This window comes from Clavibacter tessellarius (assembly GCF_001618005.1).
Classification (GTDB): Bacteria; Actinomycetota; Actinomycetes; order Actinomycetales; family Microbacteriaceae; genus Clavibacter; species Clavibacter tessellarius_A.
In genome coordinates this window covers 11,330-35,462 of the sequence record NZ_LQXA01000027.1, presented here as the reverse complement: position 1 = coordinate 35,462, position 24,133 = coordinate 11,330, and the positions used below count along the sequence as shown (strand labels likewise).

Annotated in this window: 20 protein-coding genes and 1 tRNA gene; 6 read left to right on the top strand and 15 right to left on the bottom strand. The window is 72.6% G+C overall.

Annotation, left to right across the window (positions count from 1 at the left end):
• Positions 1-93: 93 nt before the first annotated feature.
• Entirely contained in the window at positions 94-927 is an 834-nt protein-coding gene (locus AWH51_RS06775) for an alpha/beta fold hydrolase (RefSeq protein WP_063071341.1), read from the bottom strand.
• 145 nt (positions 928-1,072) lie between these two features.
• On the bottom strand, positions 1,073-1,270 hold the full coding sequence (locus AWH51_RS06770) for a hypothetical protein (protein ID WP_063071344.1): 198 nt from the start codon (positions 1,268-1,270) through the stop codon (positions 1,073-1,075).
• Between the two features lie 182 nt (positions 1,271-1,452).
• On the opposite strand from AWH51_RS06770, the gene AWH51_RS06765 reads away from it, so the two are divergent.
• Both AWH51_RS06765 and AWH51_RS06760 read left to right on the top strand, forming a co-directional pair.
• On the top strand, positions 1,453-1,875 hold the full coding sequence (locus AWH51_RS06765) for a MarR family winged helix-turn-helix transcriptional regulator (RefSeq protein ID WP_081234943.1): 423 nt from the start codon (positions 1,453-1,455) through the stop codon (positions 1,873-1,875).
• Positions 1,872-3,200: an MFS transporter gene (locus tag AWH51_RS06760; RefSeq protein ID WP_063071340.1), complete on the top strand. Its 1,329-nt coding sequence runs from the start codon at positions 1,872-1,874 to the stop codon at positions 3,198-3,200. Before AWH51_RS06765 ends, AWH51_RS06760 begins: the two co-directional genes overlap by 4 nt.
• Positions 3,201-3,218: 18 nt before the next feature.
• On the opposite strand, the gene AWH51_RS06755 is transcribed toward AWH51_RS06760, so the two are convergent.
• Positions 3,219-3,782, bottom strand: a complete 564-nt coding sequence (locus AWH51_RS06755; protein ID WP_063071339.1) for a hypothetical protein — start codon at positions 3,780-3,782, stop codon at positions 3,219-3,221.
• A gap of 96 nt (positions 3,783-3,878) precedes the next feature.
• On the opposite strand from AWH51_RS06755, the gene AWH51_RS06750 reads away from it, so the two are divergent.
• A complete protein-coding gene (locus AWH51_RS06750; RefSeq protein WP_063071338.1) occupies positions 3,879-5,411 on the top strand; it encodes an amino acid permease in 1,533 nt (510 codons plus the stop codon).
• A 10-nt stretch (positions 5,412-5,421) separates the two neighbouring features.
• Here AWH51_RS06750 and AWH51_RS06745 read toward each other — a convergent pair whose 3' ends face one another.
• The 6 genes from AWH51_RS06745 to AWH51_RS06720 all read right to left on the bottom strand — a co-directional run bounded on the left by AWH51_RS06745 (position 5,422) and on the right by AWH51_RS06720 (position 14,082).
• Positions 5,422-5,901: a hypothetical protein gene (locus tag AWH51_RS06745; protein WP_063071337.1), complete on the bottom strand. Its 480-nt coding sequence runs from the start codon at positions 5,899-5,901 to the stop codon at positions 5,422-5,424.
• Between the two features lie 143 nt (positions 5,902-6,044).
• Positions 6,045-6,848, bottom strand: a complete 804-nt coding sequence (locus tag AWH51_RS06740; RefSeq protein WP_063071336.1) for an HNH endonuclease family protein — start codon at positions 6,846-6,848, stop codon at positions 6,045-6,047.
• Positions 6,849-7,006: 158 nt separating this feature from the next.
• Entirely contained in the window at positions 7,007-7,237 is a 231-nt protein-coding gene (locus AWH51_RS06735; protein ID WP_063071335.1) for a hypothetical protein, read from the bottom strand.
• Positions 7,238-7,394: 157 nt separating this feature from the next.
• Positions 7,395-7,889 carry a CarD family transcriptional regulator gene (locus AWH51_RS06730; protein ID WP_012298114.1) on the bottom strand — a complete coding sequence of 165 codons (495 nt, stop codon included), beginning with the start codon at positions 7,887-7,889 and terminating at the stop codon, positions 7,395-7,397.
• 260 nt (positions 7,890-8,149) lie between these two features.
• Positions 8,150-13,528, bottom strand: coding sequence for a discoidin domain-containing protein (locus tag AWH51_RS06725; protein WP_063071334.1), 5,379 nt, complete (start codon positions 13,526-13,528; stop codon positions 8,150-8,152).
• Positions 13,529-14,006: 478 nt separating this feature from the next.
• Positions 14,007-14,082, bottom strand: a tRNA-Lys gene (locus AWH51_RS06720).
• A gap of 152 nt (positions 14,083-14,234) precedes the next feature.
• Here AWH51_RS06720 and bcp point away from each other — a divergent pair.
• The gene (gene bcp / locus AWH51_RS06715) at positions 14,235-14,714 is read left to right on the top strand and encodes a thioredoxin-dependent thiol peroxidase (RefSeq protein ID WP_063071333.1); all 480 of its coding nucleotides are present in this window, start codon (positions 14,235-14,237) and stop codon (positions 14,712-14,714) included.
• A gap of 27 nt (positions 14,715-14,741) precedes the next feature.
• Here the strand turns inward: bcp and AWH51_RS06710 are convergent, their stop codons facing one another.
• The gene (locus tag AWH51_RS06710; protein WP_063071332.1) at positions 14,742-15,173 is read right to left on the bottom strand and encodes a hypothetical protein; all 432 of its coding nucleotides are present in this window, start codon (positions 15,171-15,173) and stop codon (positions 14,742-14,744) included.
• Between the two features lie 246 nt (positions 15,174-15,419).
• On the opposite strand from AWH51_RS06710, the gene AWH51_RS06705 reads away from it, so the two are divergent.
• Positions 15,420-15,668, top strand: coding sequence for a WhiB family transcriptional regulator (locus tag AWH51_RS06705; RefSeq protein ID WP_012037746.1), 249 nt, complete (start codon positions 15,420-15,422; stop codon positions 15,666-15,668).
• A 93-nt stretch (positions 15,669-15,761) separates the two neighbouring features.
• On the opposite strand, the gene AWH51_RS06700 is transcribed toward AWH51_RS06705, so the two are convergent.
• The 4 genes from AWH51_RS06700 to AWH51_RS06685 are packed head-to-tail and all read right to left on the bottom strand — an operon-like array spanning position 15,762 to position 20,201.
• Complete coding sequence (locus AWH51_RS06700; RefSeq protein WP_063071331.1) at positions 15,762-17,264, bottom strand: sensor histidine kinase; 1,503 nt, start codon at positions 17,262-17,264, stop codon at positions 15,762-15,764.
• A gap of 2 nt (positions 17,265-17,266) precedes the next feature.
• Entirely contained in the window at positions 17,267-18,895 is a 1,629-nt protein-coding gene (locus AWH51_RS06695; protein WP_063071330.1) for an AAA family ATPase, read from the bottom strand.
• Between the two features lie 2 nt (positions 18,896-18,897).
• Positions 18,898-19,536 (bottom strand): SAF domain-containing protein, encoded by a 639-nt coding sequence (locus AWH51_RS06690; protein WP_063071329.1) that lies wholly within the window; start codon positions 19,534-19,536, stop codon positions 18,898-18,900.
• Positions 19,537-19,592: 56 nt separating this feature from the next.
• Positions 19,593-20,201 (bottom strand): hypothetical protein, encoded by a 609-nt coding sequence (locus AWH51_RS06685; RefSeq protein ID WP_063071328.1) that lies wholly within the window; start codon positions 20,199-20,201, stop codon positions 19,593-19,595.
• Between the two features lie 426 nt (positions 20,202-20,627).
• On the opposite strand from AWH51_RS06685, the gene AWH51_RS16460 reads away from it, so the two are divergent.
• Entirely contained in the window at positions 20,628-21,008 is a 381-nt protein-coding gene (locus tag AWH51_RS16460) for an Rv3235 family protein (RefSeq protein ID WP_254654501.1), read from the top strand.
• A gap of 171 nt (positions 21,009-21,179) precedes the next feature.
• Here the strand turns inward: AWH51_RS16460 and secA are convergent, their stop codons facing one another.
• Positions 21,180-24,005, bottom strand: a complete 2,826-nt coding sequence (gene secA, locus AWH51_RS06675) for a preprotein translocase subunit SecA (RefSeq protein ID WP_063071326.1) — start codon at positions 24,003-24,005, stop codon at positions 21,180-21,182.
• Positions 24,006-24,133 lie beyond the last annotated feature (128 nt).

Genomic DNA, 24,133 nt, shown 5'->3' with positions numbered 1-24,133 from the left:
CGGGGGGGCGCGGGGGCGCGGGGGCGCGGCCGGATCCGTCCGGGTCCGGGTCCTGGTCCGGGTCCGGGTCCGGGTCCGGGCGAGCGGCGTCCGTCAGCGCGTGGTCGTGCCGAGCGACGCGAGGAACCGCGCGACCGCGGGCAGCGCGTCCGGATGCCGCGGCGTGTCCGCGTGCGTCGCGCCCTCGAGCTCGACGAGCGGCGCGTCCGGACGGAGGGCGCGCACGTGGTGGGCTGCCCGGAGCCGCTCGGCATCGCGGGTGCCTGCGACGAGGAGCAGCGGCACGGCGGATCCCGCGACGACCGCGTCCGGCACCCCCGCGTCCCGCTCCGACTCGCGCATGTAGGCGGCGAGCGCCCGGGCGTCGTCCGCGAGGAAGGCCCCGCGCGTCGCGGCGTCGACCGGGTGCCCGCTGTGGCGCTCCCACGCGTCGAGGAAGCCCGGCATCCCGCCCTCCTCGAGCGCCTCGATGCAGCCGGGGAAGAACACCCGGTCGAAGACGCCGACGCCGCTCCTCGGGGATCCGCCGAGGCTCGCGGTGGAGAGCAGCCGCTCCGGATGCGCGGCCGCCAGCGAGAAGCCGACGCGCGCGCCGAGGCTGTAGCCCACGTGGTGCACGGCGTCGAGGCCGACCGCGTCGAGCACGGCCACGACGTCGGCGACCATCAGGTCCATCGCGTACGCGGCGGGCTCGTGCGGGGTGCCGCTCCGGCCGTGCCCGCGGAGGTCGAGCGTGATCACCGGACGCTCGGGCGACAGACCGCGCACCCAGCCGAAGCCGCGCCAGATCGCCTGCGAGAGGGCCGTCCCGTGCACGAGCACGACGGGCGCGTGCGCCGGATCGCGAGGATCCTCCCCGTCGGGCCGGGCGCCGAAGGCCCGGTAGGCGATGCGCGTGCCGTCGAGGGGGTTGGTCGCGGTGTCCACGGGAATCCAGGCTACGCGGGCGCCGGCGCGGTCCCGCGCGGAGCGTCCCGCGCGGACCGTCGGCGCCGCGTGGAGCGACGGCTCCGCGGGAGCGCCCCGCCCGACCCGCGCGGGCCCGGCCGGGCGACGCGGCTCGAGCGGCGGATCAGGCCGTCGCGCCCGCGCCGTCCTCGTCGGTGCGGTGCGGGGTGTCCTCCTCGGGCTCGAAGTGGTCGTTCCCGCCGTCGTGGCCGGCCGCGACGCCGGTGGAACCCGCGGGGATCGTGCCCTCGCCGCCGAGTCCCGCCGCGTCGTCCTGCGTCGCGTCGTCGTGCGCGTGGTCCGTGCCGTCGTGGTGCGTCATGCGTGCCTCCTCTGGTCCCGCGGCGGGCGCCCGCGTCGTCGCGGGCACCGCGTCCTGCGGCGTGATCCCATCCTGCCCGGACGAGGGCGCGCCGCCCGTCGCCATGTCCGGATCGCGCCGCCTCGCAGCGTCCCGTCACCCCGTCGCGGTAGTTAGCACGCCTAATGAGCTAGCCTAAGCAGGTGCCCGACTCCCCCAACCTCAGCCAGAGCCTCCGCGCCGGCGTCATGCGCCTCTCCCGCCGCCTGCGCGCCGAGAAGGCCGACCACGAGCTCGGCGACAGCCAGTTCGTGGTCCTCGCCCTCCTCCTCCGCGACGGGCCCGCGAGCCCCGGCCGCCTCGCCGAGATCGAGCGGGTCTCCGCCCCGAGCATGAACCGCACGGTCAACTGCCTCGTGTCGGCCGGGTACGCCGAGCGCTCGCCCGCGCCGGACGACGGCCGTCGCGTCACCGTGTCCGTCACCGACGAGGGCCGCCGCGTCGTCCAGGAGACCCGCCGGCAGCGGAGCGCCTGGCTGTCACTCCGCCTCGACGAGCTCACGCCTGAGGAGCGCGCCACGCTCGCCGACGCCGCCGTCCTCCTCGGCCGGATGGCCTCCGCGTGAGCGCCGTCTTCCGCAGCCTCCGCGCGCCGAACTACCGCATCTGGTTCGCGGGCGCGCTCGTCTCCAACGTCGGCACGTGGATGCAGCGCACGGCCCAGGACTGGATCGTCCTCACCGAGCTCACCCGCTACGACGCCACCGCGGTCGGCATCGTCATGGCCCTCCAGTTCGGCCCGATGCTCCTGCTCTCCCCCTACGCCGGCCTCATCGCCGACCGGTACGACAAGCGCCGCGTGCTGATGATCACGCAGGGCGCCATGGCGGTCCTCGGGCTGGGCCTCGGCCTCATCGTCCTCTCCGGGCGCGCGGAGCTCTGGCACGTGTACCTCTTCGCGCTGCTGCTCGGGATCGCGTCCGCGCTCGACGCGCCCGCCCGCCAGTCCTTCGTCTCCGAGCTCGTCTCCGACGACGACCTCTCGAACGCGGTCGCCCTGAACTCGGCGTCGTTCAGCGCCGCGCGGATGATCGGGCCGGCCGTCGCGGGCGTGCTCATCGCGGGCGTCGGCACCGGCTGGGTGTTCCTCATCAACGCCGTGAGCTTCATCGCGGTGCTGTTCGCCCTCACGCGCCTCCGCGTCGGCGAGCTGCGCCGCCCCGAGCGCGTCGCCCGGTCCCGCGGCCAGCTCCGCGAGGGGTTCCGCTACATCGGCGGGCGGCCGGACATCATGGTGATCCTCGTCATCGTCTTCCTCGTGGGTGCCTTCGGCTACAACTTCCCGATCTTCACCTCCACCATGGCGAGCGTCGAGTTCGGCAAGGGCGCGACCGAGTTCGGCCTCCTGTCGTCGAGCCTCGCGGTGGGATCCGTCGCGGGCGCGCTCCTCTCGGCCCGCCGCGAGCGGCCCCGCATCCGCCTCGTGTTCGTCGGGGCCGCGCTCTTCGGCATCGCGACCGCGCTGGCGGCGATCGCTCCCACGTACCTGCTCTTCGCGGGAGCCCTCGTGATCGTCGGCGTCGTGTCGCAGACGCTCATGACGAGCGCGAACAGCACCGTGCAGCTCACGGTCGAGCCGCGCATGCGGGGCCGCGTCATGGCGGTCTACATGGCGATCTTCGTGGGCGGCACCCCGCTCGGCGCCCCGGTCGTCGGCTGGGTCGCGAACACGTGGGGCCCGCGCGCGGCGCTCATGGTGGGCGCGGCGTCCGGCCTCGTCTCGGCGGTCATCGCGATCGCGTGGCTGGTCCTGCACCGGCACCTGCGCATCTCGTACCGGATCCACCGCACGCCGCACCTGCTCGTGACGCACGACGGCGACGGCCGCGACCGCCGGGCGGACGCCCGCGAGGACATCGAGGCGGACGAGGCGGTCGCGCGCCGCACCTAGGGGCTCCGGCGCCGGACGCTAGGGCGCGGGCGTCGGCGACGCCGTCGGCGGCACGTAGCCGACGTCGTCGAGGCAGTAGTCGAGGAACGCGCTCGTCGCGCGCAGGTACTGCCCGGTGTCGAGCGAGGCGCCGTCCGTGTCGGCGCCCGTGCGGAGCGCGTCGAGCTCGTCGACGATGGTCGAGAACGCGGAGACGAGCGGCTTCATGTTCTCCGGCGCCATGCCCGCGAGCGACGCGTCGCCCTGCTTCACCCGATCGAGGATGGTCGGGTCGACCGGATTCCCGTCGCCGAGCGCCTGCACGAGCTTCGTGGAGTCGGGCAGCACCTGCGCGAGCGTGGAGCAGGTGGCGAGCTCGGCCTCGGTGGGCGGCCCGGGCGCGCGCGTCACGGTCGGATCCGGGGCCGGGGTCCCGGACGCCCCGCCGGCGTCGGCGGGGGCGGTGGGGAGGACGGACGGGGTCGCGGCGCCCTGCGGTCCGGGATCAGCCGTGCATCCGGCGACGAGCAGCACGCCCACGACCGCGGCGAGCGCCGCCGTCCGCGACCGCATCCGCCGCCAGGATCCGTGTGTGCGTGGCATGCGCGCCTCCCCGGCGTCTATCACAGGTGGTGTTCCCCGCGGAAGTCGGTCGACGCGGGTGTCAGGGCGAATGCCCCGGACCACTACCGTATTCGGATGACACGAAGCGAGAGCGACCGCAGCACCGTCCCGCCCGATCCGGAGTTCGTGGCGCAGGACTTCAGCCACGAGCAGGAGGGCTACCAGCACGGCCTCAAGCCCCGCCAGCTGCAGATGATCGCCATCGGCGGCGCGATCGGCACGGGCCTGTTCCTCGGCGCCGGCGGCCGCCTGGCCTCCGCGGGTCCCGCCCTGGCGATCGTGTTCCTCATCTGCGGCGTCTTCGCCTTCTTCATCCTCCGCGCGCTCGGCGAGCTCGTGCTGCACCGTCCGAGCTCCGGCTCCTTCATCTCCTACGCCCGCGAGTTCTACGGCGAGAAGTTCGCCTACGCCGCCGGCTGGATGTACTTCCTCAACTGGGCGACCACCGCCATCGTCGACGTCACGGCCGTCGCGCTCTACATGCACTACTGGTCCGCGTTCACGGCGGCGCCGCAGTGGCTGCTCGCCCTCATCGCCCTCGTGATCGTCCTCATGCTCAACCTCGTCGCCGTCAAGGTCTTCGGCGAGATGGAGTTCTGGTTCGCGCTCGTGAAGGTCGCCGCCCTCGTGGTGTTCCTCATCGTCGGCATCGTCTGGCTCGCGTGGAGCTTCCCCGTCACGGTCGGCGGCGCCGAGGTGCAGACCGGCTGGACCGTGCTGCAGCAGAACGGCGGCGTCTTCCCGAAGGGCCTCGTCCCGGTCGTGCTCGTCGTGCAGGGCGTCGTGTTCGCCTACGCCGCGATCGAGCTCGTCGGCACCGCCAGCGGCGAGACCCAGGACGTGGAGAAGGTCATCCCCCGCGCCATCAACTCGGTCGTCTTCCGCATCGCGATCTTCTACGTCGGATCCGTGGTGCTCCTCTCGCTGCTGCTCCCGTACACGGCGTACAGCGCCGATCAGAGCCCCTTCGTCACGTTCTTCTCCAGCCTCGGCTCGCCCCAGGTCGGCGCCATCGCGGGCTCCGTGATGAACTTCGTGGTCCTCACCGCCGCGATGTCGAGCCTCAACGCCGGTCTCTACAGCACCGGCCGCGTCCTCCACTCCATGGGCATGAACGGGTCGGCTCCGCGCTTCACGACCGTGATGACGAAGGGCGGGGTGCCGTTCGGCGGGATCCTCCTCACCGGCTCCATCACGCTGCTCGGCGTCGGGCTCAACTTCCTGGTGCCGAAGCAGGCCTTCGAGATCGTGCTGAACGTCGCCGCCCTCGGCATCGTGGCGGGCTGGGGCACGATCATCCTGTGCCAGATGCGCCTGCGCACCTGGGCGAAGCAGGGCAAGGCCAAGGAGCCGACGTTCCGCCTCCCGGGCGCACCCGTCACCTCGTGGCTCACGCTCGCGTTCCTCGTGAGCGTGCTCGTGCTGATGGCGATCGACTGGCCGATCGGCACCCTCACGGTCGCGTCGCTCGTGATCATCATCCCGCTGCTGATCGTCGGCTGGTACCTGCAGCGCGACCGGATCCTCGAGATCGCCCGCCTCCGCGAGGGCATCACCGGCCCGTTCCCCATCACCGGGCGCGACGCCGCGAACCAGCGCAAGCGCTGACCCGCGCCGCTCAGCGCGGCCCGACGCCGCCGTCCCCGGATGAGGGGGCGGCGTCGTCGTCCCGGGAGCGCGGCACGGCATCCGCACGCGACCCGGCAACCGTCCGGTCGCCGTCCGTCCCGTCGCCGTGGAGCGCCGGACGTGCACCGACCGGCGGATCCGCACCGATCCCGAGCGGCTGCGCGGGATCCGGACGGAGCCGTCCGCCGAACGCCAGCAGCTCGCGGTCGTGCTGCACGATCCACGCCACGGCCGCGTTGAGCGAGTCGCGCCGCGCCACCCAGACCCGGAGCCCGTCGTCCCCGAGCCCGCAGGCGTAGACCTCGTAGGAGAACGGATCGGCGAGGTCGGCCCGGTGCCGGAGCACCCAGCCGAGCGCCGGTCCGTCCCCCACGCGCACGAGCCACGCGCCGCGCACGGGATGCGCGTGCGGGTGCTCCGGCACGGGGCCGATTGCGCCGCTCGCGTCGCCGCTCTGCTTGCTCCACATGCGGATCCCCTCGGGTCGCCCGCCGCCGACCGGACGGCCGGGGCGACGCCCGGCCGCGTCGGTCCGAGCGTACGCGTCAGCACCGACGGCCCACCCGGACGGGGCGCGGCGATCGGGCCGCATCACGACGGGCACCGGGCGTCTCACGTGCACTCGCCGAGGACGCGGTCGATGGCGGCCCGGTCCGCGTCGTCGATGCCCAGCCGGTACCTGCTCACCACGAAGGCGAACCTCGTGACGTAGAGGCACCGGTACGCTGGGTCGGGCGGGAGCCACGTGGCAGGACCCTGGTCGGACTTGTCCTGGTTCGTCGGGCCGTCCACCGCCTGCAACTCGTCGAGGTCGGTCGCCAGGCGCTCGCGGCGTGCGTCGGACCACGCCCACGCCCCGTGCCGCCATGCCCAGGAGAGCGGCACGAAGTGGTCGATCTGCACGGCGGCGCTCGTGCGGGCGCCGCGGACGAAGTCGATGCCGTGCCCGGTGTACACGTCGTCCAGGTGCCCGGCGACGACCGTGCACGCGTCGTCGGCGGCGAGCACGACGCCGACGAGGTCGCGCGCGAGCACGTCGTCCCGCTGGTCGCACCCGTTCCCGTCGGCGTCCGCCCAGGCCGGGCCGAAGGCGTCGCGGTCGTAGCGCGGATCCCGGGCCCGGGCGTCGGGGGCGAGCGCGTCGGTCATGGCGCGCACCGCGTCCACGTCGATCCGCCCGTCCCGGACGAGACCCGAGCGCGCGAGCACCCCCACCACCGCGCCGTCACGCACCTCCGCGGACAGCGGCCCGCCGCCGTCCGGCCCGTCCGAGGCCTCCCGCGCTCCGACGACCACCGAGACCGCGACGATCACCACGGCGACGCCCCCGAGCAGCACGCGGAGCGCGTCCACCCGGGACGCGGGTCGTGCGATGGGCGTCCCCCGCCGCCTGCCGCGTCCTCCGCGCTCGTCCATGGCTCCCCCTCACGTGCCGGGATACCGGACGCAGGACGAGGCGGCGGACCACGCGGGCACCTCGAGGAGGCGGCGCTCCGGCGACGGCTGGGGAGGGGGCGGCGTGCGCACTCGGCCACGGCGTCCCCGCACCGCTCCGGCGTCCGCCGGCCGAAGGATCAGATGAGGGCGCGTGCCGCCGCGGCGATCCCCACGAGCTCGCCGAGCGACGACGGGCCGGGCGTGTTCTGCCCGGCGGTCGCGAGGCGAACGAGGGCGAAGGCGACGATGGCGACGACGACGAGCGCGGCGATGACGAAGATCCACACCTTGAGCCCGCGCCCGGCCGGCTGCAGGGGGTTCTGCTCGAGGGGGCCGTCGTGGTCGGGTCGTTCCGGGTGATCGCGCATGCTCGCACCCTACGCCGGTGCCCGGCCGGCTGACGGGCCCGGCGGGATACGGCCACCGACGCGACCGGACGGCCCTCCGGATGCGCCGACGGGCGGCCCCTCGCGCTGGAGGGACCGCCCGTCGGCGGATGCGCGCCCGCGGGCGCGTCAGGTCAGGTCAGGCGGAGATGCTCTGCGCGAGGACGCCGTCGAGGACGACGGACGCCTCCTCATCGGTGGACTTCTGCGCGAGCGCGAGCTCCGACACGAGGATCTGCCGGGCCTTCGCCAGCATGCGCTTCTCGCCGGCCGAGACGCCCGAGTCCTGGTCGCGACGCCAGAGGTCGCGCACCACCTCGCTGACGCGCCGGACGTCGCCGGAGCCCATCTTCTCGGTGTTGGCCTTGAAGCGGCGCGACCAGTTGCCGGCCTCCTCCTCGACGTCGCCGCGGAGCACGTCGAAGACGGCCTCCACGCCGGAGCTGTCGATCACGTCGCGCAGCCCGACGAGCTCGGCGTTGTCGACGGGCACGTCGATGACCAGCTCGCTCTGGTGGATCTGGAGGGTGATGTACTTCTTGTCGACCCCCTTGATGGTGCGGGTCTTGACCGCGGTGATCGTGGCTGCGCCGTGGTGGGGGTACACGACGGTCTCCCCTACTTCGAAAATCATGTAGTGCTGTCCTTCGATCCCTCGAGATGTGTGCCGGAGATGTCGCGCACGCGCATGCAGGCCGCGTGGGCGCCGACGTCGCGCACCATGGCCGTGCCAGGAGGCGATGCCATGGAGCGTGGCCGGTGCACCGAGATCACCGGCCGCCGCGGCGCTCCGCCAGGGGCGTCCGCGGTGATGGTCCGAGACGTATTCTCTCACGGTTCTCCCCCGGCCTCCGACGCGGTCGGCGGGGGTCGGGCGCGCCCCCTCGCCTCGCCCTAGCGGACCACGATCTCGTGGATCGAGTAGCCGTACGGCGTCGCGCGCTCGACGCCCTGGACGCGGATGAAGCGGTGCTCGCCCTGCACGTCGAACGTCTCGGTCCCGCCCGCTCCCGCCCTCTCGGTGGCGAGCGTCGTGAACGGGCCCTCCGCGGTCGTCGCGCCCTGGATCAGGTACTCCGAGGCGTAGGCGGCCTCCCATCGCACGGCGACCGACGCGACGCCTGACGCCCGTCCGAGGTCGACGGTGATCGACTGGTCGTCGCTCGCCTCGCTCGCCCACCGCGAGGAGGGGTCGCCGTCGACCGCGTTCCCGGCCCTCGTCCCCGGAGCCGCCTCGCTCGTGGCGCTGACCTGCGCCCCCTCGGCGAGGTTCCGGGCGACCACGGTGCCGTCGGCGGACCACACCGAGAGGCCGAACAGCGAGTAGCCGTACGGCGTGGCCCGCTCGACGCCCGTCATCCGCACGAAGCGCGCGCGGGCGTCCACGGCGTGGCTGTCGCGCCCGCCGTCGCCGGCCGACTCCGTGACGACCGTCTCCCACTCGTCGCCGGCCGCGGCGCGCGTCTGCAGCAGGTACCCGGCCCCGTACGCGGCCTCCCACTCGAGGTCGATGCGCGCGATCGACGCCACGGTGCCGAGGTCGACCTCGATCCAGGCGTCGTCGGTGGCCGCGCTCGACCAGCGCGAGGCCGGCGAGGTGTCGACCGCGAACTCGGCGGGGGTGCCCGCGTTCTCGGTGGACGACGCCGTGACGGCCTTGCCGTACGCGACGTCGGCGAGAGCCCCCGGGGTCGGGGTCTCGGGCTGTCCCGGTCCCGCGGCTCCGTTCGCACGCACCGTCACGGTCGACGAGCCGCGGACGCCGTCGGACTCGGCGGTGACCGGGAACGCCCCGGCGGTCGCGCCCGCGGTGTACGTGCCGTCGGCGGCGATCGTGCCGCCCTCCGCCGCGAACGATCCGGCGGTCCGGCCGCCGTTGCCCGCGTCGTCGAACGCCCACGCGGCGAACACGACGTCGCGCCCGCTCACGACCGTGGCGTCCTGCGGGGTGACCAGGAGCTCGGTGGTGTCGATCGCGGAAGCCGACGGGGTCCCGGTCACGCCGAGGTCCCAGATCGAGTAGCCGTAGTCGGTCAGGCGCTCGAGCCCGAGGATCCGCACGTACCGTCCGGTGGCCTCCACCGCCACGTCGTCGGCCGTGGCGGCGGACTTGGACTCCGTCGCCACGGTCCTCCACGGACCGTCCGCGTCGTCCGCGACCTGGATCTCGTACTCCGCGGCCGCCGCGGTCTCCCAGCCGACGTGCACGGAGGAGATGTCGTGCGAGGCGCCGAGGTCGACGCGCAGCCACTGCTCGCCCGCGCCGTGCGCGCTCTCCCAGCGCGTGCCGGACGATCCGTCGACCGCCGCCTCCGCCGTGTTGGCGCCGTCGGAGGTCGACGCCGCGACCGGCTTGCCCTGCGCGATGTCGACGCCGGGCGGAATCACCGCGACGACCGACGTCCCGGAGGCGCCGTCCGCCGAGGCGCGGACGTAGCCGGCGCCCGCGGCACGGGCGCTGAGGATGCCCGCGGCATCGACGCTCGCGTCGGCCGTGGTCTCCCAGCTGATCGGACCGATCCCGATCGGGTCCCCGTACTGGTCCAGGCCGGTCGCGGAGAACGGCGCGGTGCCGCCCTCCGTGACGCGCACGAACTCCGGCGACACCGCGAGGGCCGACAGCACGGGACGAGGTGCCACGCGCAGCTCGTAGTCGGCCGTCGTCGACCCGGAGGCGGCGGTGACGGTGATCGGATCCGCGTCCTCCGTCGCCCGGAACGTGCCGTCGGCGTCGATGGCGCCGCCGCCGTCCACGCTCCACCGCAGGTCGTCCATCGGGATGGTCGCGCCGTACTGGTCGTAGCCGACCGCGGTGAGGCGGAGCGAGTCGCCGCGCTGCACCGTCTTCGCGGAGTCCGGCGCCGTGACGACGATGCGGTCGAGCTCGGCGTCGAGGTGGTGCTGCACCATGGTGCGCGCGGGCACCTGGATGGTGCCGATCACCGCGTCGCCGTCGTAGACGTCGTAGCCGGCCTGCGCGTCGGTGCCGTTGAACACCGCGTAGCTGTACGCCTTCGTCGCGGCGTCGTAGTACACCTGGCTCGTCGGGTTCGCCACGTGGCGGGTCAGCACCTCGCTGCCGAGCGAGCGGTTGGCCATGGCGTTGTAGTAGACCGCGCCGGCCATCGAGTCGCTCGTGACGACGGGGTCGCCCGTCTTCGACAGCTCCGCGTGCATGTCGGCGTAGAAGTCGGGGTCGCTCTGCGCCGTCATGCCGAGCACCACGTTGCCGAGCGCGTCGCCCATGCGGCTGTACACGCCGGCGGCCTGCGCGGTGTCGACGCCGCTCTCGTAGCCGGACACGTCGTAGGCGTGCAGCCGCTCCTGCACGTCGGGGTCGACCTCGTAGGCGGTCGAGAGGTAGTCGAAGAGCTCCCAGCCCTTCGCCCACCCCTCCGGATCCGCGTCGGGGTCGCCCGCCGGCGGCGTCGCGGGAGCGAATCCGGCCGGGAGCGATCCCGGCGTCCAGTGCTCGTCGGGGAAGACCGGGCGGTCCTCCGCGTCGACCGTGAAGTACAGCTCACCGGTCGCGGCGTCGAAGAGCGGATTGGCCGCCACCTCCGCGCTCGTGTACGCCGGGTTGTTGAGGTACGCCTTGCGGACGACGTCCTTCAGCGTGTTCACCGAGTCGGTGGGGTTCTTCGTGACGACACCGCCGTACCAGGTGCCGGTGCCCGCGGCCTGCTTGGCCGCGAGGCCGAGCAGGCCCTCGATCTCGTCCTCCGCCCACCGGCCGTTGATCGGGGCGCGCTCGTCGAACATGTCGTCGAGCAGGCTGTTCGAGAAGCCGCGGTCCCAGCCGAGGTAGTTCAGCCACGGTCCCGTCGGCATCCACTGGATGCCGTGGATCCACGCCGGGTCGCCGCTGAAGTAGGTGGCGAATGCCTGTCCGGAGTCCCCGAGGATGCCCGTGGTGCTGTGCGCGTACGCCTCGGGGAACACCCCGACGCCCGTGCCGTGCGCGGCGTCCGGGTTCCCGTTGTAGTCGAGGTAGTAGTCCATGACCGCGGCGCGCTCGGTGACGTAGCCCATCGCGCCGGTCTCCTGCATCTCGGTGTCGCCGAGCGCCGACCCGAGCAGGAAGAGGCCGGCCCACGACTGGATCGCCTCGGAGCTCGACTCCTGGTTGTTGCCGCCGCCGGAGCTGTAGCCGCCGGCGTAGGAGTGGCCCTCGAACACGTCGAACGTGCGCAGGTACGGGAAGTCCTCGTCGTCCCTGTCCCAGTTCGCGTACTGCTTGGCCACGAGGGTGGCCATGGGGCCGTACTCGGCCGCCCACGCGGGGTCCTCGAACGCGAGGAGGCCGGCGGCGAGGGTGAAGTAGCCGTAGTGGAAGTGGTTGTCGGTGAACTCGTGCGATCCGTAGGAGTCGCCGAATCCGATCAGGGCCTTCCAGGTGGCGTACCGCGCGAAGAACCTCTCGTCCTCGCCGGGCGCGTAGGTGAACCAGTCGTCGAGCGCCGTGGTGAGCGAGGCCTTGAGCTTCTCGTACGACGCGGTGTCCCCGATCTGCTTCGCCATCGTCATGTACTCGGCGAGCTGCAGGACGTCCTTGCCGCCCCAGTAGGTGTCGCCGCCGTACTGGGTGCGTTCGGCGTAGCCGCGCACGAAGTCCTGCATCACGGCCACGTCGTAGTCATGGGCGCGCCCGGTCTGCTGCGGCGCGGGAGCCACCGGCGTGATCCCGGTGAAGGGGTGGGTGACCTCCCAGCCGCCGTGCCCGACCGCCGTCCTCATGAGCCCGCGCGGTGTCGCGTAGGTCGCCGGCGCGAAGTCGATGTTCGTGGTCGTGCTGTTGTAGGTGTGGGGCAGCCAGCCCTGGACGGTGTCGAGGTCGGTGCCCTGCAGCGCCTCGGTCTCGATCGCGTAGGTCTCGACCACCTCGCCGCGCTCGACGCTGTACTCGTATTCCATCGTCGTGTCGCGCGGGACCGCGAACGCGTGCGCCGACATGTCGTCGAGGTCGGCGCCGGTCGCCGGGAGGGCGCTGACCACGAGGTGGTCCGCGGCGAGGGTGGCCTCGATCGTGTCACCCGACAGGTCGAACGAGCTGCCGTGGGGCGCGTGTACGCCGAAGGCGCGGTCGTCCTGCGTGATCGTGAAGGCGTCGACCGTCGCGGGGAACCGCAGCGGCGTGCCGTCCGCCGCGGCGAACGTGGCATCGGCGCCCACGGAGATCCGGGGCTCGACGCCCTCGAACTCGAACCAGGTGTACGGCGTGCCGCGGGCGAGGGTGACGTCCATGTACCGGGTCGCGGACTGGGGCATCCGCCAGCTCACGTTCCAGTCCCCCCAGCGGAGCGCGTCGGCCTGCGTGGCGCGGAACGAGGTGCCGAAGCGGTCTCCGAGGCCCTCCGGCACGTCGGTGCGGACGATCTGGTCGACGAGCACGTGCGCCCACCCGGCCGGCATGTCGTCGACGATCTGGATGGTCGCCCTCTGCCCGGCGTGCGCCGTGACGTCCCAGGTGACCCAGCGCAGTCTCTCCGACTGCTCGCCGGTCGCCGACGCGACCGTCTCGCCCTCGATGACGAGGCGCGCTTCGGTGCGCCCGGGGTGGGCCCCGCCGCCCACCAAGAGGCCGATGAAGTCGCGGTCCACGGTGAACTCGGGCGAGGTGAGCGTGCCCATGGCGCCGTCGCCCTTCTCGGAGGTGAACGAGTTGACGAGCCCCTTCCCGAGGTACCCCTCGACGGCGGTCTGGCCCGCGGCCGTCCCCGCCGTCGGGGTGTCGAACGCGTCGCCGGTCGAGGTCCAGCCCGCGGGGAGGGTCGCGTCCTCGAAGCCCGCCATGTCGATGTCCGAGGGGTCGAGCTGCGGCGGCACGCTTCCCTGCACCTGGATCGCCGAGTCGTCGAGCATGGCGGTGCCCTGGTCGTTCCACTCGGTGGGGTACGCGATGCGGGTGCCCCGCTCGGTGTTCGACACGACGAACGGGTCAGCCCAGAGGTTGCCGGAGAACCGGCTCACGAGGAGATCCGACCACCACTCGTTGGTCGGGACCGGCTCCCCGCGCATCGACGGATCGATGTGCAGCTCCTTGTCCACCACCGCGGTCACGTCGTGCCCCGGACGGTCGAGCGACTTCGGAGGCGCCGCTGCGTAGGAGCCGGCGCCCACCGGCACGGGCGTCGACGCGCCGGGGTCCGCTACGACGGCAGCCGTGGCAGCCGGCGCTGCGGGGCTCGCGACGGTGAGGGTGAGCGCGGCCATGGCCACGGTGACGACTGCGGCGCAGGCGCGGAGGCGCAGCGGCGAGGAGGGTCGGATCATCGTTCTCTCTCGGAACGTCGGAGGAGCGGCGGGGAGGGACGCGAGAGCGGGTGCGCACGGCCCGGCGCCGTCGTGACGGAGCGCAGCGTGCATGGCGTCATGGGTCGCAGGAGGCATCGCCCCCTCCGCCCCGATCCATCTCGCTCGACCGCACGTCGATGCCGAATTAATTCTATGAGCTAGGAAATAGAGTCGTCCCTGCCCAGAACGGGGCTGAAGCCAGCGAGTCGCTCGCTGCGCGCACGTCGGCGACGACGCCCGGTGGACCGATCCGCGTCGCAGGTCGGCCTGCACCGCGTGCGGCGACGCCCACGCCGCCCCCGTCACAGGTCGCGCCGATCAGCGCCCCGCGGTCCGAGCGTTCGCGCCCGGCGCAGGTCGCTCCGGCCGCGGCGTGTCGGAGCCTTTCGGCGACGACGATCGCGTCCGGGAGATCCGGGGTGGGAGGCCCGAGGAGCGACGACCCCGATGGATCTGGTGGTGCACCCCCTCGGACTTGAACCGAGAACCCACTGATTAAGAGTCAGTTGCTCTGCCAATTGAGCTAGAGGTGCAGGTGAGGACCCTGTCGAACGGGGTACCGGACCGAGAGATGACACTAGCACCACGTCGCGGGCGCACGCCAATCGAGGCCGTGGACACTGGGATCGGGGTCCGGCTCACGGCCCTAGCATGGAGGCCGACCCCGCGAACGAGAGGCTCCCCCATGTCCGAGACCACCCGCCTCGAGAAGGGGCAGCCCGCCCCCGACTTCACCCTGCCCGACCAGGACGGCGCGCCCGTCACCCTGTCCGACCTCCGCGGCCAGGACGTCATCGTCTATTTCTATCCCGCGGCCGGCACGCCCGGATGCACCACGCAGGCCTGCGACTTCCGCGACAGCATGGACTCCCTCCAGGGCGCCGGCTACCGCGTGCTCGGCATCTCCAAGGACCCGCAGGAGGACCTCGCGCGATTCCGGGAGGAGCAGGGCCTCGGCTTCACGCTGCTCTCCGACCCCGATCTCGAGGTGCACCGCGCCTATGCCGCGTACGGCGAGAAGTCGCTCTACGGCAAGAAGGTCACGGGCGTGATCCGCTCCACGATCGTCGTCGACGGCGACGGGAACGTCGCGCTCCCCCTGTACAACGTGAAGGCCACGGGGCACGTCGCGTCACTGCGGAAGAAGCTCGGCGTCGACGCCTGAGGCCCGAGGGCGCTGCGTGCCGTGGCTTCAGTAGCGACGGCGCGTGGCGTGCATCACGGAGCGCGTGAACAGCAGGACCAGCACGACCGCCGAGGGGACGATGAGGCCCCATCCCAGGTCCTGACGGGCGTCGGCGCCCTGGAGGCTGCCCACGCCCACGGCGATCTGCAGCACCTGCCAGGTCACGGCCGCGGGGCGGACCCAGCTCCGCCCCTGCAGGATCCCCCGCACGACGGCGGCGAGGAACACCGCGGCGAGGGCCGCCAGGGCGATGAGCGCCACGGCGCTGGCGAGGGAGGACGGCGTCGAGGTCAGCAGGTCGACCACGAGGAGCGCCGTGACCCCGGCCATGGCGAGCGCCTCGAGTCCGATCAGCACCGCCAGCAGCACCACGGCAGGGGATCTCGGGACGGCCGGTTCGGCGTCGCGCGGATCGAGGGCATCACCGGTTCCGGTCACAGCACGTTCCCATACAAAGCTATTGATTGATCGTTGGCTCTATGCGACGATATTCCAGGTCGAGTTCGTTCACAGGGTGGTGAGCAGATCCGGAACCGAGCTTACAAGGAACGCATTCCTGAAGCTGAGCATCTCACGAGGAGGGGCCACGTGCCCCGTCCCGATGCCGATCCCGGACGCCTCGCCCCATCCCCCATCACACGGCTGATCAGCCGCGCAACGAGTAACGACCTGAGGAGCACCCCTATGGATTGGCGTGACAAGGCAGCCTGCCTGACTGTGGACCCCGAGCTGTTCTTCCCCGTGGGGAACACCGGACCGGCCGTCGACCAGATCGACAAGGCCAAGGCCGTCTGCGGCCGCTGCTCCGTCACCGAGATGTGCCTGCAGTACGCCCTCGAGACCGGTCAGGACTCGGGCGTCTGGGGCGGCCTCAGCGAGGACGAGCGCCGCGCGCTCAAGCGCCGCGCCGCGCGCGCACGCCGCGCCAGCTGATCCGATCCACCGCACGACCGACGAGAGCCGGGCAGCCCGAGGGGCGGCCCGGCTCTCGTCGTCCCGGCGCCGCCCGGGGGCGCGTCCCGCGGCTCAGGACATGGCGGGCGCGAGCCAGCGCAGCGGGACCTCGATGGTCACCTCGGTGCCGCTGCCCATGAGCGTGTGCCAGTCGATCGTGCCGCCGAGCTCGCCCTGGATCAGCGTGCGCACGATCTGGGTGCCGAGGCCGGTGCCGACCTTGCCCTCCGGCAGGCCCACCCCGTCGTCGCGCACGCTCACCGTCAGCGTCTCCTCGGTGCGCGCCGCCTCGATCGCCACCTCTCCCGTGCGCCCCGCGAGCCCGTGCTCGACCGCGTTCGTGACGAGCTCCGTGAGCGCGAGGGCGAGCGGGGTCGCGTAGGCGCTCGGCAGGATCCCGAAGCGGCCGAGGATCTGCGGGTGCACGCGCGTGTTGTGCGCCGAGGCGACCTCGGCGATCAGCAGCAGCACCCGGTCGAAGACCGCGTCGAAGTCCACGTTCTGGTTGAGGCCCTCGCTGAGCGTGTCGTGGACGACCGCGATGGCGCCGACCCGACGCTGGGCGTGACCGAGCGCCTCGCGCGCCTCCTCGGTGTGCGAACGCCGGGCTTGGATCCGGAGCAGGCTGGCCACGGTCTGCAGGTTGTTCTTCACGCGGTGGTGGATCTCGCGGATCGTCGCGTCCTTCGTGATGAGCTCGCGCTCCTGGTGCCGGAGCTCCGTCACGTCCCGGCAGAGCACGACGGCGCCGACCCGCTCGCCGTGGCTGCGGATGGGGATGGCCCGGAGGGACACCGTCACGCCGCGCGACTCGATGTCGGTGCGCCAGGGGGCACGACCGGCCACGATGAGCGGCAGCGACTCGTCCACCGTGAGCCGCTTGCCGGTCAGGAGGCTCGACGTCGCGTCGGCCAGGGACTCCCCCTCCAGCTCCTCCGAGAAGCCCATGCGGTTGAAGGCGCTCAGCGCGTTCGGGCTGGCGAAGGTCGTGATGCCGTCGACGTCCAGCCGGAGCAGGCCGTCGGAGGCGCGCGGGGCTCCGCGGCGCGGTCCCGTCGGTGAGCCGAGGTCCGGGAAGTCGCCGTCGGCGATCATCGCGAAGAGGTCGTTCGCGCACTCGTTGAAGGTGAGCTCCTGGCGGCTCGGCGTGCGCGTCTCGCTGAGGTTCGTGTGCCGGGTGATGACCGCGATGGGGGTCTCGGTCGTCTCGGGGCTCCCCTGCGCCAGGCGGCGCAAGACGGGCACGGCCCGCACGCGCGTGGGCGTCTCCTCGTACCAGTCCGGGGCGGAGGAGTCGATGATGCGCGCGCTCTCGTGCGCGTCGGTCACCTGCTTGCGCCACTCCGCCTTGATGGGCTGGCCCACGAAGTCCCGGTAGAAGAGGGTCGCGGAGCTGGACGGACGGGCGTGCGCCACCGCGACGAAGCTGCCGCTCACGGTCGGGACCCAGAGCACGATGTCCGCGAAGGCGAGATCGGCCAGGAGCTGCCAGTCCCCGACGAGCAGGTGCAGCCACTCGACGTCGGCGTCGGAGGAGAGACCCTGGGCATGCACGAGATCGCTGAGCGTGGACACGGCTACAGCCTAGGCGGGCGGGCGGCGTCCTCCTCCGCGGCGGCCTCCCCCCGACGGAGGGCCCCGCGCCGCGGACGGGCGTCGCGTCTCATGCGGCGGGAGACGTCCTCGCGCGGCAACAGGGTCGCCCGGGTGAAGCGCGACCACTCGACGAGCGCCGGCGAGCGGGGAGCGACATCGCGGAGGGTGGCGCCTGCCAGCACGGCCGCGTCGAGGGACTCGCGATCCTCCGGCACGAAGGCGGCCGCCTCCACGCTGCCGAAGCGGAACAGCGTGCGACGCACCTGCCCCGCGGCATCCCATCCCCCGGCGCTCGGCCGCACGCGGTTGACCAGCACGGACACGCGGGACGGGTCCACGATCTCGAGGAGCTGCACGTAGGAGCGGAAGAACCGCGACAGGCCGACGGCGTCCGCGGACACGACCGCGACAACGTGGTCGGCTCCCCGGAGCACCGCATGCGTCGCGGCGTTCCGGCGCGGAGCGAAGATGTCGCTCGAGATCTCCTCGTCGTCCTCGAGGTTGAAGGACGCGTCGACGACCGTGTGGTCGCGCCAGGTGCGGCACGCCTCGAGCACGGCGGACACGCGGCCCTCGGCGAGCTCCGGCCAGCGGTCGGGACGCGAGATGCCGGTGAGGACCGCGAAGCCCGGCGCCCGCGTCGACGGATGGTGCTGCGCGACCCGCTCGAGCTCGCCCACCGTCAGGCTGTCGGCGGCGGCGAGCCGGCACGCGGCGGCGAAGCCCGGCGCCTCGTCGAGCAGGCCGAGCGTCGCGGCAACCGTCCCCCCGTAGACGTCGGCGTCGATCAGCACCGCGGAGCGGCCCGCCGCGGCGATCTCGCCCGTGATGGCGAGCGCGGTGGCCGTCCGGCCGGGAGCGCCCTGCGGGCCCCACACGGCGATCACCCTGCCGGGAGCGCTCGCGTCCCGTCCGCCCTCGTCGGCGGCCTCGGCCGGTCGGATGGGCACCGGGACGCGGGGCCGACGCGCAGGGATCAACCGGAACCCGCGCCGCCTGACGCGCTGGCCGCCGCTGCGGGCCTCCCCTCCGCCGGCGGGGCGGGACGCGCGCGGGGACGGGGACCCGTGTCCGGGCGCCGCCGCATCGTCCGCAGGCGCCCCGCCCCGGCGGCCCCGCGGCCTCGACCGCGCCGCCTCCACGGGGAGGCGTGCGCGGTCCGACTCGACGCCGCGTCGTGCCGTGTCTGCCCCGTCGCCCGCGAGACGCGGCGCGATCGCGTCGTCACGCCGCACCGCCGACGGCGCGCGGGCTCCCGAGGATGCGGGCCGCACCGTCAGCAGCAGCTCCTCGATCTCGCGCCAGGACGCTCCCTCGTCCACCACCTCGTGGTGCCCCAGGGCGCGCGCGTTGCGCCTGTCCGTCTCGCTCGAGGCGACGGCCACGGCGCGGGCCCCTCGGGCGTCGAGCTCGGCCAGCACGACCCGGTCCAACGTCGACGCCGCCGCCGCGATCACGAGGTGGAGCGGCGATGCGGTCGCGGCTCGCACCGCGGCGACCACCTCCTGCGAGCCCGTGACGCGCGCGAGCACGGTGTGCCCCGCGTCGACCACGTCACGGAGGAGAGCGTCCTCCACGCGGGGCGGCAGCGCGAGGATGAGCGAGGCCACGCTCAGGCCCCCGCGTCGCCCACGGGCACGAGCGTGATCTCGTCGCGGGCGTCGGTCGACGCGATGACCGCTGCCACGTCCTGCCGGGGCACCGTGAGCTGGACCTGCGTGTGGTCCTGGTCCGCCACGAACCCCTGCGGCTTGATGACCTGCGCGACGGTCGCCCCGGCGACGACGACCCGGGGCGCCTCGTGGGCCGACGTGCCGGAGCCCTTCGCCGCGGCCGCCCAGACGTCGACGACCGTGCCGGGCACCACGAGACGGTCGACTCCGGCCGCCGTCGGGATCACGACGGAGGCGCTCGTCCGGGCATCCGCGGTGGAGAGGGACGACCGCGGGATCAGCTCGCCCGCCCCGACGAAGCGTGTCACGACCATGCCCTCGGCGGCGTCGGGGGCCAGGTAGAGGCCGGAGGCCGTGTCGAGGCGGACCCGCACGGGTACGAGGTCGGAGGCGTGCACGGTGCGCCCCGCCTCGAGCGGCGCACCCGCCGCCATGACGACGACGGAGGCGTCGGCGGAGCGGAGCAGCGCGACGACGCCGCCTGTCGAGGCGAGCACGAGGACGAGGCCGATGAGGAAGCGGGGATCCAGCCAGACGGGGCGGCGCGCAGGGCGTGCGGAGCGGGGTGTGGGAGGCATGCGGGTCAATGTCGGGGACGGGATCGGGCTGCGTCGGACGTTGTCCACACCCGCGGTCAGACGCGGACGAGCACGATGCCGGACAGCGGGACGAGCCGGTAGCCCCCGACCTCGGACTCCCGCCGCGGCGTCCCCGGATCGTGCACCGCGACGTCGACGTGGTCGCGGGCGACCCGATCGAGCGTCCCGCCCACGACGGTCTCGCGCAGACGCAGCTCCACCCGCGCACGCCGTCGGCACAGGTCCCGGAGCACGAACGGCAGGCCGATGCGGTCGACGATGCCGCGCTCCGGCGGGAGGGCGGACGTCGGCGCGAGGCTGTCCCTCACCTGCTCACGGTCGAGCGCGAGCGCGTCGATCGACACGAGGGGCAGGATGCACGCCCGCTGCTCCCGGCCGGACCCGGACTCCCCGGGCACGACCAGGTCACCCGACACCCAGTCGCGCCCGAGGACCTTGGCCCGCAGGTCGATCCACGTCCCGTCGGACAGCGAGACCCGTAGCGGCCGGGGGTCGGTGACGGCCGTCAGCGCGCGCAGGCGGTCGCGGAGGACGGTGCGCGCGATGCGCACGCGCTCCTCCTCGGCGCGCCGGTCCCGCTCCTCCGCCAGCTGCGCCGTCTCCCACTGCCCCTCGAGGTCGTCGAAGAGGGCGTCCCACCTCACGATGCGGCTCCGCCGGGCACGGGAAGGGGCGGTGAGGACAGCGACGAGGGCTCGGACACCCGGGCCACCTTGCGTCCGTTCCTTGACATCCGCTCTCAGTTGTCCACATCTTGCCTCCAGAAGATGCGCTCAGGCTCTCGCGATGTCACAGTTGACCAGTCATCGTGGTCCCCCGATCGGGGGGGAGCACCGGGATGGGAGTGACGCATGAGTGAAGCAGTGCCCCGGGAGGACCTCCCCGACCGTCGCAGTGCCGCCACGGGGAGCGCCGACAGCGCATCCCCGCGCCGTACCGGTTCACGGAAGCGCGCCTCGGCGTCCATCCCCCCGGAGAAGGGCGATGCCGCATCGAACCGCGCCGGCGGCTCCACCGCCGCCCCCGCGCCTACCGCGACGGTCCGCGGAACCGCACGCAAGCGGTTCGACGTGGACGACTTCTTCGGACGCCAGCCGTGCAGCAGCTCGGACCTCCCCCCGTCCGGCCCGCTCCTGGAGAACCTGACGCGGTGCGTCATCGAGATCCTCGCCGGCGCCAGGGAGCTCGACCAGATCGCGCGATGGGTGAGCGACGACGTCTACCGGCACCTGCTCAAGCGCGTGGTCCTCAGCGCACGCGCCCGTCGCACCAAGGGGCAGTCGGTCACGCGACCGGTCTTCACCATCGGCACCGTCACCTCGTTCTCGCCCCGCGACGGGGTCATCGAGGCCGTCATCGTCGTCCACGGACGCGCCCGCGCCCGTGCCGTCGCCATCCGCCTCGAAGGACTCGACCGCCGCTGGCGCGCCACGGCGATCAACGTGCTCTGATCCGGGTATCGCCCCGGCTCCCTGCTCCTCGATCGCTGCACGGTCGTCACCGCCGTCGACGGCCGTCGTCCGGCTGACGGTCGACAGGCATCCGCCTCGAACACCGACAAGGGCGCCCCTCCTCGGAGGGGCGCCCTTGTCGTGCGTCTGCGCCGGATCCGGCGTCGGCGCCTACTTCCGGCGGTCGGCCTTGCGACGCTCCTCGCGGTTCTGGGGAGCAGCGGATGCACCACCCGTGGGCTGTCCGAAGGCGCCGCGCGCGGGCGGACCCTGCGGGGACTCGGGCTCGTCCTCGCCCACGAGGACGGCATCCTCCGCGTCCTGCTCCTTCTGGGCCTTGGCCGTGGCGGCCTTCTCGATCTGGCCGCGCTGGTTGCGCACCTCGACGCTGCCGTCGTCGGTCGGGGCGGTGTAGCGCAGCTTGTCGGCCGTGGCCTGGTTGGCTGCGAGACCCTTCGCCTGGATGCGCGGGCCGACCGACTCCGCGTCCGCGGGAGCCTGCACCTCGACCTCCAGGTTGAAGAGGAAGCCCACGGTCTCCTCGCGGATGGCGCCCATCATCTGCTGGAAGAGCGCGAAGCCCTCGCGCTGGTACTCCACCAGCGGGTCGCGCTGGGCCATGGCGCGGAGGCCGATGCCGTCCTTCAGGTAGTCCATCTCATAGAGGTGCTCGCGCCAGCGGCGGTCGATGACCGAGAGCACCACGCGGCGCTCGAGCTCGCGCATCGCGGCCTCACCGAGCTGCTCCTCGCGCTTGGAGTAGGCGAGCTTCGCGTCGGAGAGGATCTCGCGGCGGACGAAGTCGCGGTTGACGCGGCCCTTGCTGCCGGCCTCCGTGATGACCTCGTCGATGGTGATCGAGATCGGGTAGAGCGTCTTGAGCTCGGTCCACAGGGCGTCGAAGTCCCAGTCGTCGCCGTTGCCCTCGCCGATGTGCGAGTCGAGCACGTCGTCGATGACGGCCTCGAGGAAGCGCTGCGAGCGCTCCTGCAGGTCGTCCCCCTCGAGGATGTGGCGGCGGTCGCCGTAGATGGCCTCGCGCTGGCGGTTGAGGACGTCGTCGTACTTGAGGACGTTCTTCCGGATCTCGGCGTTGCGGGCCTCGACCTGGCCCTGCGCGCTGCGGATGGCGCGGCTGACGACCTTGGACTCGATGGCCACGTCGTCCGGGACGCTGTCGCGCCCCATGAGGCTCGCGGCGGCGCCGTTGTTGAACAGGCGCATGAGGTCGTCGGTGAGCGAGAGGTAGAAGCGGCTCTCGCCGGGGTCGCCCTGACGGCCGGACCGTCCGCGCAGCTGGTTGTCGATGCGGCGCGACTCGTGGCGCTCGGTGCCGAGCACGTAGAGGCCGCCGGCCTCGATGACCTTCTCCGCCTCCTCGTCGACCTCGGCCTTGACCGCCGCGAACACGTCGTCCCACTCGGTCTCGTACTGCTCCGGCGTCTCGACGGGGCTGAGTCCGCGGGAGTTCATCGCCGCGACCGCGAGGAACTCGGCGTTGCCGCCGAGCATGATGTCGGTGCCGCGGCCGGCCATGTTGGTGGCGACCGTGACGGAGCCGAGGCGACCGGCCTGCGCGACGATGGCGGCCTCGCGCGCGTGGTTCTTCGCGTTGAGGACCTCGTGCCGGACGCCCTTCTTCGCGAGCAGCTTGGAGAGGTACTCGCTCTTCTCGACGCTCGTGGTGCCGACGAGGACGGGCTGGCCGGCCGCATGGCGCTCGGCGATGTCCTCGACGACCTGCTCGAACTTCGCCTTCTCGTTCTTGTAGATGAGGTCGGACTGGTCCTTGCGCTGCATGGGCCGGTTCGTGGGGATCGGGACGACGCCGAGCTTGTAGGTGCTCATGAACTCGGCGGCCTCGGTCTCGGCGGTCCCCGTCATGCCCGAGAGCTTCGTGTAGAGGCGGAAGTAGTTCTGCAGCGTGACGGTGGCGAGGGTCTGGTTCTCCGCCTTGACCGCGACGCCCTCCTTGGCCTCGATGGCCTGGTGGATGCCCTCGTTGTAGCGGCGGCCCATGAGGATGCGGCCGGTGTGCTCGTCGACGATGAGGACCTCGCCGTTCATGACGACGTAGTCCTTGTCCTTCTTGAACAGGGCCTTGGCCTTGATCGAGTTGTTGAGGAAGGAGATGAGGGGGGTGTTCGCCGACTCGTAGAGGTTGTCGATGCCGAGGTGGTCCTCGACCTTCTCGATGCCCGCCTCGAGCACGCCGACGGTGCGCTTCTTCTCGTCGACCTCGTAGTCGACCTCGGGGACGAGGCGCTTGGCGATGGTGGCGAACTCGGTGAACCAGCGGTTCGCGTCGCCCGCGGAGGGGCCCGAGATGATGAGCGGCGTGCGGGCCTCGTCGATGAGGATGGAGTCGACCTCGTCGACGACCGCGAAGAAGTGGCCGCGCTGGACCATGTCGGCCGCCTGCCACGCCATGTTGTCGCGCAGGTAGTCGAAGCCGAACTCGTTGTTCGTGCCGTAGGTGATGTCGGCCGCGTACTGCTCGCGACGCTGCTGCGGGGTCTGGCCCGCGAGGATGACGCCGGTGGTCATGCCGAGGGCGCGGAACACGCGGCCCATGAGCTCGCTCTGGTAGCTGGCGAGGTAGTCGTTGACCGTGATGACGTGGACGCCGCGCGAGGCGATGGCGTTGAGGTACGCGGGGAGCGTGGCGACGAGGGTCTTGCCCTCGCCCGTCTTCATCTCGGCGATGTTGCCGAGGTGGAGGGCCGCGCCGCCCATGATCTGGACGTCGAAGTGGCGGAGGCCGAGCGTGCGGCGGGACGCCTCGCGGACGGCGGCGAACGCCTCGGGGAGCAGGTCGTCGAGGGACTCGCCGTTGGCGTGGCGCTCGCGCAGCTCGACGGTCTCGTTCTTCAGCTCCTCGTCGCTGAGGTGCGTGAAGTCCTCCTCGAGCTGGTTCACCGCCTTGGCGTAGTTCTGCAGCTTGCGGAGCGTGCGCCCCTCGCCGACGCGAAGGACCTTCTCGAGTACTGAGGCCAACGGTGTCTCCCTGCGTAGATGGGCGGGCGCCGGTTGACGACGACCGCCGTGACGGCGCGCGGATGTCGCCGCCGACGAGCAACGCCATAGTACCGACTCGTCCGGCTCTCTTCCCGGGAGCGCCCTGA